We start from the raw sequence: 14,315 nt of genomic DNA, 5'->3' as shown, positions 1-14,315 counted from the left end.
TTTCTCGCTGTTTTTTATTTAAAAGTCCATTAAAGCTAGCATATCATAGCCTTTAATTTTTTCACGACCGTTTAATTCATTTAACTCAACTAAAAAGGCACAACCAACAACTTCGCCACCTAATTGTTCAACCAATTCGATTGTTGCAGCTATTGTTCCTCCAGTTGCTAATAAATCATCACAGATAATCACTTTTTGTCCTGGTTTAATCGCATCTTTATGTAGAGTTAATGTTGCTTTACCATACTCTAATCCATAATCAACTTCGATTGTTTCACGAGGTAATTTTCCTTTTTTACGAGCTGGAGCAAAGCCAATTCCTAATTCATAAGCCACTGGACAGCCAATAATAAATCCACGAGCTTCAGGTCCTACAACCATTTCAGCGCCACGTTTTTTTGCATATTCAACAATTTGATTAGTTGCTTCTTGATAAGCAGCCCCATCTCCCATTAACGGTGAAATATCTCTAAAAATAACTCCTTCTTTAGGGTAATTAGGGATACTAGCAATATAATCTTTTAAATTCATCTGTCTTCCTCCTGTTGCGATATCCATTGACGAATATCTGCTACATTACTATATAAAAATAGTCTTTCCATGTCAATTTTATGTAAGTAAGCTTGATAAACGTCGCTTTCTTCTAAAGCTTTTTCACTCGGATTAGCAACCTTGCTCATCAAACCATCTTCTATTGTAACAAATCCTAAATCAAAAAACACTTTTATGATAAAAATTAAATGATTTTTAGATATTTGTAAATAATTAGATAAATCATCTAATTTATATCTCACATCAAGGTTTCCCTGAGCATGCAACAATTTAAATACTTTTCCAAATTGTTCCCTTGTCGGAATGCCTGATAGATAATGTTCCGTTGTAATATTCAACCACAAATATAAGCGTTCAATGTCACAGCTAGAGACCAGTTTAGATACAACTTCTAAGTCATATGGGCAATCAACAAAAACCAATTCCTTAAAGCCGACTAACTTATCAACATCTTGTAATTCATGAATATAGTAAACTTTATCTTGCGGCAATGAATCCACTTTTGTTTCCTTATTAAACACAACGAAAATAGGATGAATCGCTAAACTATCAAATTCATCTAACTTGCCACCACGCATATCAAATATTTGAACCCCTGACACACGGTAATCTTCAAGCATTAATTGTGCTTTTCTAAACCCATTCCACTCATTTATGGATAATTTTCCAACAACATCGAGTAAGCCTCCTGTTGTCATTTCACCAATTTCAGCTCCCTTCCCAAAAGCAATACAATCTAGCTGATGACTTCCTTGTACGAGCTGACCTTTCAAGTGATTACCATCTGCTCCAATTTTTTTCATCCCTTCAGCTCTAACATCGGACACCATCATAATAGGTGAAGGATTATCTGTTCCAAAAGGCGCCAGTTTTTTCATCTCTTCTATCACATCTACTGAAACGTCTTCAATCGAAATATCTGTTTCTATGTCTAAACTGTCTTTTGAACCACCATCTATCAAAGGATTCACAATTGGTATAAGAGACTGTCTTATTTCATCTAAATTATCACGTTCAAATGATAATCCTGCTGCCATATGATGGCCACCAAACGAAGTAAATTTTTCTTTTACTTCAGACAGAACATGGAACAAATCAATATCCGCGATACTTCTACCTGAACCTTTCAATAGTTCGCCATCACTTGCCGTAGTCATAATAATCGCAGGACGTTGCGTTTGTCTTACAATGTGACTGGCAACAATCCCTAAAACACCTTCATGCCAATCATCTTTTTCTAAAAGATATATAGGTTGTTCTCCCATCTCCTCAACCATCTGAAGAGCTTCTTTAGTAATTTTTTTTACTAATTGTTGTCTTTGGCTATTGGTTTCTTGAATGTCCTTTGCGATAACCATTGCTTCTTCATCATCAAACGTTGATAGCAACTCAACGGCTGGCATAGCATTTTTTAATCGACCCATCGCATTAATACGTGGTCCAATACCAAATCCGACCGTTTCTTCATCCGCTGTTGCTAAGTCAATGCTTCCAACCTCTGCTAACGCATGTAAACCAACACGTTCTGATTGATTTAAAATCTTTAGTCCTAAACTAACAAGTGCACGATTTTCTCCAGTCAAAGAAACCAAATCAGCAATTGTGCCAATCGCAACTAAATCTAAACTTTCCATCGGCAACTCACCTAAAAGAGCTGTCGCAACTTTAAACGCAACGCCAACACCTGCCAAATCTTTAAATGGGTAGTCTCCTAAAGGGTGTCTGGGATGAATAATGGCGTAAGCTTCCGGTAATTCATCGGGTAATTCATGATGATCTGTTACAATGACGTCAGTCCCTTGTTCTTTAGCATACGCTAATGCCTCATGACCACTCACACCATTATCAACTGTAATGATTAATTGAATTCCTTGCTCAATAAAGTACTTATACACATCTAAATTTGGACCATAACCATCAGTAAAACGATCAGGCAAATAATACTCTACCTCACCACCAATTAATTCGATGGCTTCTTTTAACACTGTCGTACTCGTCACACCATCAGCATCATAATCTCCATAAATTAACATCCTCTCACCTGATGCAACCGCCTCTTGTATTCGTGTCACCGCTTTTTCCATGTCATACATTAAAAAAGGATCGTAACAATCTTCTAAAGAAGGGTTTAAAAATGCATTAACCTCATCTATTGTCGTGAGTCCTCTGTTAACTAAAAGGTGACTCATTAAAGGAGATAGGTTTTGTTGTTTAAACTCTTCAACTGTGGTTTGTTGTTCGTCAGTTAGTAATTTTTTTTCCCATTTAAATTGAGATTGTTTCACTCAAACACTTCCATTCTATTTCATTCATTTTATTTTAAATTTCTGAAATCTCACCTTTCACAGTTTAACATAGCTCAATTCTTTCAACAAATACTTGCCAATATAAATAACCCTTTGATACTATAGAAAAGACAAGGAGGCTCTCTTATGAAGAAAAAAGCACTATGGACTATCGTTATTTTATTATTAATTGAATTGATACTAGTTGGTGTTTACTTTACTAAAAACACTAGCCAAAACAAAAAAATAAAAACGGAAGAATCATCTATTCTAGCCAAATCATCTAGTCGTGAAATTAAAGAAACAACGACTACCTCTGAAACAAAACCTGGTGAAATTGATACAACGGATTGGCTAACAAGTGACACAGACATTTCATTTCCAATACTTATGTATCATAGTTTAACTGTCAGTAATGACGGAAACACACTGAAACTACCACCTGAAGAATTTAAGGAACAAATGGAATGGCTGAAAGAAAATGATTACTACACATTAACACCTGAAGAGGCATATATTGTCCTAACTGAAAATAAAAAACCAAAAGAAAAAATCGTTTGGATAACATTAGATGACGGTTATCTTAATAACTACACCGACGGCTTTCCTATTTTAAAACAATTAAAACTAAATGCGACAATTAACTACATTACCTCAAAACAAGACAATCAATATTACTTCCACCAAGCAGACATGGAAAAAATGAAACAAAGTGGGCTTATTTCAATTGAAAGTCATACTGTTAGTCATCTTGATTTAAATACATTAAGTGACGAACAAATCCATACAGAATTACTTGATTCAAAAAAATGGCTTGATGACACACTTAAACAGCAAACAAGTGTTATATGCTATCCAGCTGGTAGATATGATGAACGTGTTGAAAAAGAAGCTGAGTTAACCGGCTATAAACTCGGCCTAACCACTGAACCTGGGTATGCAAGTAAAAATGATGGCTTATTTGCATTAAAAAGAATTAGAGTGTCTCCAGGTTTTGATAAAGAATCCTTTGGAAATTATCTTACTTCAAGTAATCAATATGCTAACAACTAATAAAAACGTATTAACTTAGTCAATTAGATTCTAAGTTAATACGTTTTTATTTTTTCAGCACCAGTGCTTTCTTTAAGCCATAGCTTTTCGTTGAACTAATGGGCGTAACTTTTGAGAAATTAATCCAATCAAAAGCACTTTAATGATAGTTGTTGGAATAAAAGGTAGCACCGTTGCAATAAAGGCTACAGATAGACTACTTCCTGTAACAAAATGAAACATCACAAATCCAACTACGAAATTTATAATAGCACTTAAACTTAGTCCCAGATAAAGAGAAAATGGATTATCTCGTTCTGCAAAAACTCCTGAAATATAAGCCATTATTGGGAAACTTAAAATAAATCCTCCAGTTGGTCCAAACATAACAGCAGCTCCTCCAGAAAATCCTGCAAAAACAGGTAAACCAATTAATCCCAATAATACATATAACAATGTAGCTACTGTCCCTGATTTTTTCCCAAGTAATACCCCTGTTAATGGAATAATAAATGTTTGTAGTGTCATCGGTACGCCGTAAGGCATTGGAATACTTATTTGTGATAGAACCACAATCACTGCCGCAAATAATGCAATTTTTGTTAAATCTGATGTTTTAAATTTTGTCATAGTCTCTCCCCTTTTCTTTTTTTATTATAGCAAAAAGAAAAGGTTAGTCAACTTTTTTATAAAAAAAGTTGACTAACGTATTTTTAAAGAAACTTCTCCAAAACGCAGTTCTCGCGTTTGCCCATCAGAGCGCTTTACAACAAGCGAGCCATTATCTAATATATCTTCTGCGATTGCGTCATAATTTGTGGTACCTGATACAACAGAAACAGGATGTCCAATCACAATTGATTTTTGTCGATATATGTCCATCATTTTTTGCTGTGTCATACTATTAGCTTGTAAAAAGAACTGATTAATAATCTCTGCAGCAATATGATTTCTAACCACGTTTTTATCATCAAACAATGCAGTTGCAACTGATTGCACTTGATCTGAAAATAGTCGAGAATCTGTCGAAACGTTTATCCCTATCCCTACTACAATCCAGTCTAGTTTACCTGTTTCAAGATTGGTTACAGCTTCAGTCAAAATACCACAAACTTTTTTTCCTTTAAGAAACAAATCATTTACCCATTTAATCCCAATATTTTCACCTGTGACATGTGATAATACGTCTGCTACTATCACTGCCGAATAAGCTGTCATAAGTGAAGGTTCGATATTAGGTAACTCATCTGGTCGAATAATCAAACTCATATAAATCCCTGTGTCCTTTGGTGATTCAAATACTTTCCCGTATCTTCCTCTACCTTTAGTTTGTTCATTGGCAATAATGACTGTTCCATGTTCTGCCCCAGCAACAGCTAATTCTTTTGCTCGATTATTGGTCGAATCAATGGAATCATAAACATTAATCTGAGTTGCATCAATTGATTGGTCGAGATAAGGTGTCATGCCTTGTAAAGATAGTTTATCACTAGACTCCTCTAACGAGTAACCTTTACTTTTTACAGCTTTAATTGGATAGCCTTCACTTTCTAATTGTTTGATGGCTTTCCATACAGCGTTTCTAGATACACCAATTGTCTCTGCTAGTTTTTCACCGGAGAAAAATTCTCCCCGATGATTTTCTAGCATTTCTAATGTTTTACTCTTTACTGTCATTTTATTTCCTCTTTATTTAAATACTTGTCGAACCAATTTGCAATGTCCGTTAAACGAGCGACCCTTAGATTTGGTATGCCAACTCTTGATAACCCATGACTTGAATTAGGGTAAACAATCATTTCTGTTGGCACATCAAATCGTTTCATTGCCGTAAACATTTGTTCACCTTGTTCTTTTGGACAACGTAAATCTTCTTCTCCATGTAAAACTAATAAAGGTGTCTTAGCATTTTCAACATAGGCTAACGGAGATAGTTGCCACATCTCTGAAATATTTGGTAAATCTGTTAATAATTGATACTTAACAAAGAATGCTCCAATATCACTTGTTCCATAAAAACTAATCCAATTTGAAATAGAGCGTTGTGTCACTGCCGCTTTAAATCGTTTTGAGTGACCAACAATCCAGTTTGTCATAAATCCACCATAACTACCACCAGCTACAACCAATTTTTTTTCGTCAATTTCGGGGTGTTCTGTTAATACAACATCTAATCCTGTCATCAAATCTGTATAATCTTTATTGCCATAATCTCCTAATATTGCACTAACAAATTTCTGACCGTAACCTTGTCCCCCTCTTGGGTTTAACATAATTACCCCATAACCATTTGCTGCATGATACTGCATCTCATGGAAGAATGTTTCACCATAACAAACTTGTGGTCCGCCATGAATATATAAAACAGCTGGATGATTTTTTTGTGTCGTTACAGGAGGCACATACCATCCTTGAACAGACACATCTTTTTCTGATTCATACCAAAATTCATGTGGTGTTGATAATTCAAGTTCAGTTAAAACCGATTTATTTGGATTATAAACAGTTTTTAACTCTGATGTACTTAAAGACAATACACCTAAAGCTGATGGTTCTACTAAAGTTGAATATGTCACAGTAAACTCATTTCCATCAAGATAGGCATCTGTTAAATGATTTTTTTCATCATAAATTTTTTCTAAATGACCTTCTAAGTTTCCTTGATAAAGGAGTATTTTCCCATGATGTGTGACTGGAAAAATAAATTCTTTAGGAGATAGCCATTCAATGTCGACTCCTCTAACTTGTTGTTGGAAATCACCAACAATCGCATCTCCCACTTCCTCATCCAAGTGTTCAGTTAAACAAGCTAACTGTCCTGTTTTCATATTGTAGTGATACAATTTATTTTGTGAAACAAAACCAAAATCAAAAGTATTCCCTGTAAGGAGTAACTCTTCTTCTGTTGCATTCATTTTCCCATAGTAAAAACTTCCTGTAGGTAATGAATTGGTTAAGCAAGTGAGTGAGTGAGTTGAAAATTCAAGTTTATAAACAGTACTTCCATAATCCCACTCATCTTTTGGGTCTTTTTCTCTTCCAATAATGGCATAACTTTCGTCTTTTGACACATAGTCTAAACTAAACTCATCTTTTGTTTCATAAAGAATCGTTTCCTCTTTTGTTGCTACCATCACTTTACTCAATTGATAAGTCGCATCTAAATCTAATAGACCAGATCCATCTAGTTTATAAGTTAGTTTGTCCCATTTTTTAGGTTGTTCAAATGATGTTTCTGTCGTTTCGTTTTTTGATTTGGTCTGAATAAAATAAATCGCACTGCTTGAAGTATTCCAAGTATAGTTTGAAAAGGACTCTTTTTTCATTATGCTAAAGCTACTACCACCATCAAGAGCCTGAATATTCAAGTGTAATTCTTTTTCTTTTTTACTTACAAAACTTAGCCATTTTTTATTAGGAGATAGTTTTAACTGACTAATTGAAACGTCTTCTCCACTCCATAATCGTCGTTCGTTGGTTGTTTTATTCACACTATAAATTCTTGATTCGTATTTGTTTGTTTCTTTATTGATTGAGTGCTCCATAAAGAAAATCAACTCACCAGAAGTTACAGGTTGAGATAAACTATTTAATTCAAATAAACTATCGGTTGTCACTTTTTTCATCTAATCAGTCCTTTCATATTACTATCATTGTAAAACAAAGAATTATAATATACTAGCCAAGACACAAAAAAGATGACCTCATCTCTTGATAAAGTCATCTTTCTCTTATCCCCTATTTTTTAATGCTAATTTTACCGTTTCTTCAGCTAATACATTTTGTGGATCTATGACATGCTCATTCATTTGGTTTTCAGCATCTTCCATCATAGATAATTCTGTACAACCTAACACAATCACGTCACAATTTAACGTGTTAAACATGTCATCAAGCACTTCATGATACAAATCATGGTCTAATTGATTTAAATGTTTTATTTTTTCAAAAATAAGTTTGCTCACCTTATCTTGAATGTCTTGTGTTGGATGAACAACCTCAAATCCAGCTGATTCAATAAATGGATCATAAATTTTATTTTTAATCGTTCCTTCTGTTCCGATGATACCCACACGTGCATTTTTTTCATAAGCATCACTCACACGATTAATCGCAAGTTTTGGCATATGAAGTAATGGCTTGTCTGTCGCTTGTTCCAACTCATCAAAAAAATAATGTGCTGTGTTACAAGTTAGGACGAAAAAATCAGGTGATAATTTATCATATGTTTCAATCACATCAAGTAAATATGGTAATGGATTCTCATTGTTTTCTTTATCTAATATATAAGAACTTCTATCGGGAATTGTTGCATAATTTACTAAAACATAATTTAAATAATCTTGGTCTTTTTTGGCAGGTGTTTTATCATTTACCATTTTGACATATAATTCTGTCGCTTTTGTTCCCATACCACCAATGACGGTAAAGAAATGTTTCATGTCATCCCACCTTACTTACCATATTTTTTAAAGGCTTTTCGATAATATCTAAACATGCGTTGAAGTAGCATATAACGTTTAATGCTACGGTCACCATCATAATAGAATGTGTAGCCATAGCGTTTATCAGCAATCATGTCTCGGGCAATATCTTTATATTGCGTTTCAGGCACGTATTTGTCAAAAATATCGATTGGGACATTTAGCCATAACTTACCTTGTTCTTCCGGAATATTCGCAAAAACAGGTTCGCTATCCTTTAAGTCATCATAGATATAATCTCTTACTACCCACTCAGCTAAATTCAAGCCGTTTAACGTGACAAAGAAACTACTTCTACCTTGTCTTAAATTAATTTCAAAGAATTTATATGTATTATCTTTGATGTCATATTTCAAGTCAAAGTTTGCAAATCCAGTGTATTCAATATCTTCTAAAAAGTCTTTTACTTGCTTGTAAATAGCTTCATTGTAATCAGGCATAATGGCTAAATAATTCCCAATACCAAGTGGTGTTGGGTCTTCAAGTAACGGATGACCTAAGCACATCATTTTTACTTGATGATTTTTATCAACATAACAATTTAACACACGCATCGGGCTTTCGTTGCCTTCAACAAATTCTTGTAAAATTAAGTTATCTTTATAACCTGCACCATATATACCATGGATGACACGGTTATATTCTGTCATATTATCAATGATATAAACTTTTTCTTTAATTGGGTCAGTAAAATCGTTCCAAGACACACTGTTTGCTGGTTTTAACGCAATCGGAAAATCAAAAGGCTGTGTTGCCTCTGAATTTTCTACCATACGGCGAGTGATAATTTTTGTTTTAGGATACGGCAAATTGTATCTCTCACAAACCTCGTAAAAATCTTGTTTATTAACTAATTGTTTTTCCAACTCTTTGTTGATGTAGGGACAAACAAACGTTTCAGATAATTCTTCAAGATGTTTTGAGATAAGTTCAGTATACCAATCTCCCATCCCCATCAAAATGACTGGGACATCAGAATTTTTATATTCTTTTGCAACTTCTCTCATTGTTTCGATAAATGTTGGGTCTGTGTCAAAATTCGGCACTACTTCAATAGCCAGTATTTTTGTGTGTTTGGTTGGCGCAATCGATGCACTGGCGATTGTCCGGACAGGTTTATTGGTAATGTCATAAAATGAGCGGGCCATGCCATATAGATTCAAGTCTCCACCGAGTAATACGGGGATAAACTCTTTTTTCTGAGTCAATACAATCGGTTCCCTTCTTTTAATTAATTTTCAATAAAATAAACTTGATACCAAACAATAAACGTGTAAATAGTAAATATTTTTTGCATATTTGCTATTCCTTGTTTTTGTTCTTCCAATAAACGATTTAGGTAGTCCACATTAAAGAATTTTTCAGCTATATCAGAGTTAAATGCCTCTTTTAACATCTCTTGGTATTTATCTTCTTTTAACCAAGAAGCTAGAGGTGATGGGAATCCTAGTTTTTCACGATTGACAATACGATCTGGTAATTTTGCTTCTGAGGCTTCACGCCAAGCAATTTTTGTGACACCGTTTTTCATATCTACACGTGTATCTGTAGGCATTCTTTTCGCAATTTCAGCCACTTCTTTATCAACTAAAGGTGTTCTAACTTCTAAAGAATTCGCCATACTCATACGGTCTGCTTTATGTAAAATATCATAAGCTAACCAACCATGAATATCAAAATGTTGCATTTTAGTCACATCATCTTTACTTTTTGCTTCATCAAATAAATCTTTAACATAAAGAGATGAAGATTTATTGTAACGCGTATTTTTCAATAAATCATTTCTTTCAGCTTCGTTAAACACATAATTCACACGATAATAACGTTCGCTAATATCTTGAGCACCACGAATTAAGAATCGACGACCATGGAAATGTGGCAAACGTTTCGCTGTTTGAGCAAACAATTGACGCATATTACGTGTCGTAAATTTCTCATATTTTCTAAATGTTCCTGCTTCTAAGTAAGTATTATACCCACCAAAGAATTCATCTGCACCTTCACCTGATAAAGCAACTTTTACATGCTTACTTGTTTCTTTTGATAAGAAATACAATTGAATCGCAGAAGGATTAGATAAAGGCTCATCCATGTGATACATTGCTTTAGGAATAATTCCAAAGAAATCTTCATCATTAATCATGATAGCTGTATTTTTTTGGTCAATTTCTTTTGCAAATTCTTGTGCCCATTCTAATTCGCTGATGTTTTTATCTTCAAATCCTAATGAAAATGATTGGATATCTCTATCTTGTGATGCTTCATTTAAAATGTAGCTTGAATCAATCCCACTTGATAAGAAACTTCCCACTTCAACGTCAGCAATCATATGTTTTTTCACTGATTCATCAACTGTTTCAATGATGTCACGTTTTGCTTCATCCATTGTCATTTTTTTCTCTTCTTCAAATGTGAAGTGATAGTATTCATTCACTTCTAAATCGTTATCTTTAAATTTGAAATAATGACCTGGATTGACTTTATAAACATTTTTGAATAATGTTTCGTCACTTGGAATGTATTCAAAACTTAAATGAATTGGTAATAACTCTTCATTTAATTCTTTAACGAATGATGGGTGATCTAAAAAGGCTTTAATTTCTGATCCCCACATAAAGGTGTCTTCATTTTTAAAGTAATAAAGTGGTTTGATACCAAAGTGATCACGAGCACCAAATACTTCACCCGTTTCAGAATCATAAATAACAAACGCGTACATCCCACGAATACGGTCTAATAATCCTTCTTGCCAAGCATCATAGCCATGAATCAATACCTCAGAATCCACTTCTGTTTTAAATTCATACCCTAATTCTTGTAACTCTTCTCTTAATTCTACATAATTATATATTTCACCATTAAACGTTAATACTTTTGTGTTTGTTTGGTTAGTCATAGGTTGTTGTCCATGATTTAAATCGATAATTGATAGGCGTCTAAATCCCATTGAGATAGCGTCATCTTGGTAAAATCCTTCATCATCTGGTCCTCTATGTACAATTCGATCCGCCATTTTTTTGATGACTGTTGGATCAATACCTGGTTGGTTCATATATCCGACAAATCCACACATGTTTTCGTCCTCCAATTTTATAAATAAAACTTCTAATCATAAGTAACGCATGATTCCTCAACTATCAAGTATACTGCAAATTACTTGTAAATTAAAGTATATAATAGATACTTCCAAATTAAAATAAAATAACCCTATAATTCTGTTAATATTTTATTAAGAATTTACCCAAAAAAACATACTTCAAGAAATAAAAATCCCCTAAAGTATGGTTGCCTCACTTTTTTCTTGGGCTAGATACTGTAACTTTTTACCAATATCTATTAAATCTCTTTCTTTTATAGGATAGTCAAATAACTGAACATGAGATGAATAGCGATTCATCTCTTCCAATGTATTGGGAATATTCGTTAACATCAAGTCAATTTTATGTGTGTCAGTCAATTTCTTGAATACAATATGATAATCATACTTATAACGATATAAAATCCGTTCTTCAATATCTTTAGCAATAAAATAAGGTAAGTCAGTATCCAAATAAATTACAATTTCTGGTTCATAATATGTTAAAGGTAAAACCGATGAAAATAATAAAATATACTTTTGTAGTAAAAAGTCTTCCATTAAAAATAAATCATTACCTGTTTGATCATACAACTGTCTTATGGTAGATAATACCTTATGTTTTAATACAGGGTATCTATCATTCACCTCACTCATAACGTAATAACCATCAACATCTACATGAACACGCTTAAATAAGCGACAAAACATATGAGCACAAAAACTCGTAATAAAAAAACGTTCCTTTAAATCTTTTGGTATCTGTACGAAAGTCTCTTGAAACACTTTCATGAATTCCATCGTTGCTTGATATACATCAGACTGTTTCATTTTATGATAGCCTAATATTTCTTGTTTAAAGACACTTGATTCATAAAATTTTGTTTTTATTTGAGCTACAACAGCATAAAAATAAATTTCAGATTCACAATAAATATGAAACTCCTGCATCACATTTTTTAAAAATGATAACTTTTCGATTAAAGTACTAATGTCAACATAATTCTTCCAAGATTCCTCCATCATCACAAAATGCTTTTTTCGTAAACGGATTAAGTTAGTTGATAACACATACGCCAATTGTTTACGCTGAATAACTGAAAATTGGAGATGATTCGTTTCGGAAAATAAATCTACTGTTTGATAAATAATGGTTTTATTAATTGTTTTAAATGGCCATTTAATTCCTTTATAAAGCGTCCACATCATAATATAAATAATTAATCGAATCTGTTTTTCATTTCCTACTATAGAATATGTTTGCCTTGATAAGCTTAAATCATATAATTCAAACATTAATTTAATTTTTTTTAAAGATGCCTTCACAGCATGGACGCTAGTGTAATTATCCAATGCATATCGTTCAATATTTATCCCATCTTCTACTATAAGATGCTTCAACAACTGGATGGTTTCATCTTTTTCAAAAATATAATTTTTTAAATCAATATAACCTGATTCACTATCTAAACAAATCCCCCGATATTTTTCATATTTAATAATAACTTTGACTTTAGATGTCTGATTAAATATATCCGTTATATCACGAATTTGCTGGATATACCTTTGTACCGTTCTTTCAACCATATTAATGTGAAGTCCTATTTCTTTAGTTGTGTACCATCGCTTGTTTTCCGAAATAAAAGATAATATTTCTAATAATTGTTGATTTGTCGGATTTAATAATCGAAACATTTGCTTTTCCATCATCTCACCACTTTATTGTATACTATTTTTTCATCATATCATGATTATATATTATTTTTGATACATTTTTGTAAATAATATGTCTATTTAATTAAATATGTTAAGAGATAGTTCCTCTACAACATCTTTTAATAACTTCATCCCTGCCAAACTATTACCTGATTTATCAAGAGGTGGACTAAATACACCAATGCCATATTTATTAGGAGCAACACCCATCAAGCCGCCACCAACACCACTTTTTCCCGGTATTCCAACATGAGCTGAAAATTCTCCCGACTCATCATACAAACCAGCAGTTGTCATAACAGACTTTACTAAAGTAGCTGATTCTTCAGATATTAGTCGTTTGTTGTCCCAAGGCTTTACCCCTTTATTTCCTAAAACACTCGCCATCATCGCAATATTTACTGTCGTTACATTTAAAGAACACTGTTTAAAATAAACCTCTAAAATACTATCTACATCACCTGATAACATGTGATTACCTTTTAAATAATAAGCAAGCGAGCGATTAATATCACCCGTTTTTGACTCCGACTCATAGATTTCCTCATTCAAACTAATACTTTCATCATGACAAATTTCTTTTACAAATGTCAACAAACGACTAAAACGTGTGTCAGGTGAATTGCCTTTAATCAAAGAGGTTGTTTCAATCGCCCCAATATTAACAAATGGATTTAGCGGATGTTTGTCGTGATTGATTTCCATATTAAGTGGTGAATTAAACGCAAAACCAGTTGCTTCCGTATTGATATGCTCTAATACAGTAGTTAAGCCATTATCTTCAATAGCTAATAAAAGTGCTGGGACTTTTGACATGCTTTCAATCGCAAATTTTACTAAAGCATCCCCAGCTGAAATAAGTTCTTTACTTTCTATATGATAAAGAGATATCCCTAGTTGATTAGGGTTTACACTGGCTAGTGCTGGAATATAACTAGCATTGGCCCCCATAGAACAATATACTTTATTCTTTGCAATCAATTCATCTAATGTTTCCACGTTCATCTTATTCATCTTCTTTCGTAGTTTCCTTTATTGTGACGAAAAGAAACGAAAAAAAAACGTTATTTTTACAAACCTTCTAGGTATTTTTCATAAACCATCTATAGCTTGGCTTAAATAAAAAAGATAGTCTATTAATTTTGATAATAAAACACTGATATTTTCATT

Annotated in this window: 11 protein-coding genes; 1 reads left to right on the top strand and 10 read right to left on the bottom strand. The window is 33.1% G+C overall.

Translation table 11 applies throughout. From position 1 onward, the window contains the following. Positions 1-18 precede the first annotated feature (18 nt). Entirely contained in the window at positions 19-531 is a 513-nt protein-coding gene (locus tag DW196_RS06285; RefSeq protein WP_071456528.1) for an adenine phosphoribosyltransferase, read from the bottom strand. Beyond that, positions 528-2,837 (bottom strand): single-stranded-DNA-specific exonuclease RecJ, encoded by a 2,310-nt coding sequence (recJ, locus tag DW196_RS06280; RefSeq protein ID WP_147408673.1) that lies wholly within the window; start codon positions 2,835-2,837, stop codon positions 528-530. The genes DW196_RS06285 and recJ overlap by 4 nt, the downstream gene beginning before the upstream one ends. A gap of 147 nt (positions 2,838-2,984) precedes the next feature. Between recJ and DW196_RS06275 the strand changes: the two genes are divergently transcribed. Beyond that, on the top strand, positions 2,985-3,890 hold the full coding sequence (locus tag DW196_RS06275; RefSeq protein WP_118250651.1) for a polysaccharide deacetylase family protein: 906 nt from the start codon (positions 2,985-2,987) through the stop codon (positions 3,888-3,890). Between the two features lie 72 nt (positions 3,891-3,962). Here the strand turns inward: DW196_RS06275 and DW196_RS06270 are convergent, their stop codons facing one another. From DW196_RS06270 to glsA, 8 genes are all read right to left on the bottom strand, one after another. Next, a complete protein-coding gene (locus DW196_RS06270) occupies positions 3,963-4,499 on the bottom strand; it encodes a biotin transporter BioY (RefSeq protein WP_118250650.1) in 537 nt (178 codons plus the stop codon). Positions 4,500-4,571: 72 nt separating this feature from the next. Further along, positions 4,572-5,546, bottom strand: coding sequence for a biotin--[acetyl-CoA-carboxylase] ligase (locus DW196_RS06265; RefSeq protein ID WP_118250649.1), 975 nt, complete (start codon positions 5,544-5,546; stop codon positions 4,572-4,574). Further along, positions 5,543-7,495: a S9 family peptidase gene (locus DW196_RS06260; protein WP_118250648.1), complete on the bottom strand. Its 1,953-nt coding sequence runs from the start codon at positions 7,493-7,495 to the stop codon at positions 5,543-5,545. Before DW196_RS06260 ends, DW196_RS06265 begins: the two co-directional genes overlap by 4 nt. Positions 7,496-7,600: 105 nt before the next feature. Further along, entirely contained in the window at positions 7,601-8,311 is a 711-nt protein-coding gene (locus DW196_RS06255; protein WP_071456522.1) for an aspartate/glutamate racemase family protein, read from the bottom strand. 11 nt (positions 8,312-8,322) lie between these two features. Further along, positions 8,323-9,501: a carboxylate--amine ligase gene (locus DW196_RS06250; RefSeq protein WP_233541934.1), complete on the bottom strand. Its 1,179-nt coding sequence runs from the start codon at positions 9,499-9,501 to the stop codon at positions 8,323-8,325. A gap of 83 nt (positions 9,502-9,584) precedes the next feature. Next, positions 9,585-11,426 carry an asparagine synthase (glutamine-hydrolyzing) gene (gene asnB, locus DW196_RS06245; RefSeq protein ID WP_118250646.1) on the bottom strand — a complete coding sequence of 614 codons (1,842 nt, stop codon included), beginning with the start codon at positions 11,424-11,426 and terminating at the stop codon, positions 9,585-9,587. Between the two features lie 201 nt (positions 11,427-11,627). Beyond that, positions 11,628-13,136: a helix-turn-helix domain-containing protein gene (locus tag DW196_RS06240; RefSeq protein WP_158563536.1), complete on the bottom strand. Its 1,509-nt coding sequence runs from the start codon at positions 13,134-13,136 to the stop codon at positions 11,628-11,630. 87 nt (positions 13,137-13,223) lie between these two features. Then, entirely contained in the window at positions 13,224-14,150 is a 927-nt protein-coding gene (glsA, locus tag DW196_RS06235; RefSeq protein ID WP_071456518.1) for a glutaminase A, read from the bottom strand. Positions 14,151-14,315 lie beyond the last annotated feature (165 nt).

Origin of the sequence: Vagococcus sp. AM17-17, assembly GCF_003471765.1 — a bacterium.
GTDB classification, from domain to species: Bacteria; Bacillota; Bacilli; order Lactobacillales; family Vagococcaceae; genus Vagococcus; species Vagococcus teuberi.
Note: the sequence above shows the minus strand (reverse complement) of the source record. Positions and strands in the feature narration are given on the sequence as shown.

What these genes read in the sequence shown, in the direction of transcription:
- DW196_RS06285 (WP_071456528.1), bottom strand. Translation starts at nt 531, where the DNA reads ATGAATTTAAAAGATTATATTGCTAGTATCCCTAATTACCCTAAAGAA.
- DW196_RS06275 (WP_118250651.1), top strand. Translation starts at nt 2,985, where the DNA reads ATGAAGAAAAAAGCACTATGGACTATCGTTATTTTATTATTAATTGAA.
- DW196_RS06270 (WP_118250650.1), bottom strand. Translation starts at nt 4,499, where the DNA reads ATGACAAAATTTAAAACATCAGATTTAACAAAAATTGCATTATTTGCG.
- DW196_RS06265 (WP_118250649.1), bottom strand. Translation starts at nt 5,546, where the DNA reads ATGACAGTAAAGAGTAAAACATTAGAAATGCTAGAAAATCATCGGGGA.
- DW196_RS06260 (WP_118250648.1), bottom strand. Translation starts at nt 7,495, where the DNA reads ATGAAAAAAGTGACAACCGATAGTTTATTTGAATTAAATAGTTTATCT.
- DW196_RS06255 (WP_071456522.1), bottom strand. Translation starts at nt 8,311, where the DNA reads ATGAAACATTTCTTTACCGTCATTGGTGGTATGGGAACAAAAGCGACA.
- DW196_RS06250 (WP_233541934.1), bottom strand. Translation starts at nt 9,501, where the DNA reads ATGGCCCGCTCATTTTATGACATTACCAATAAACCTGTCCGGACAATC.
- asnB (WP_118250646.1), bottom strand. Translation starts at nt 11,426, where the DNA reads ATGTGTGGATTTGTCGGATATATGAACCAACCAGGTATTGATCCAACA.
- DW196_RS06240 (WP_158563536.1), bottom strand. Translation starts at nt 13,136, where the DNA reads ATGGAAAAGCAAATGTTTCGATTATTAAATCCGACAAATCAACAATTA.
- glsA (WP_071456518.1), bottom strand. Translation starts at nt 14,150, where the DNA reads ATGAACGTGGAAACATTAGATGAATTGATTGCAAAGAATAAAGTATAT.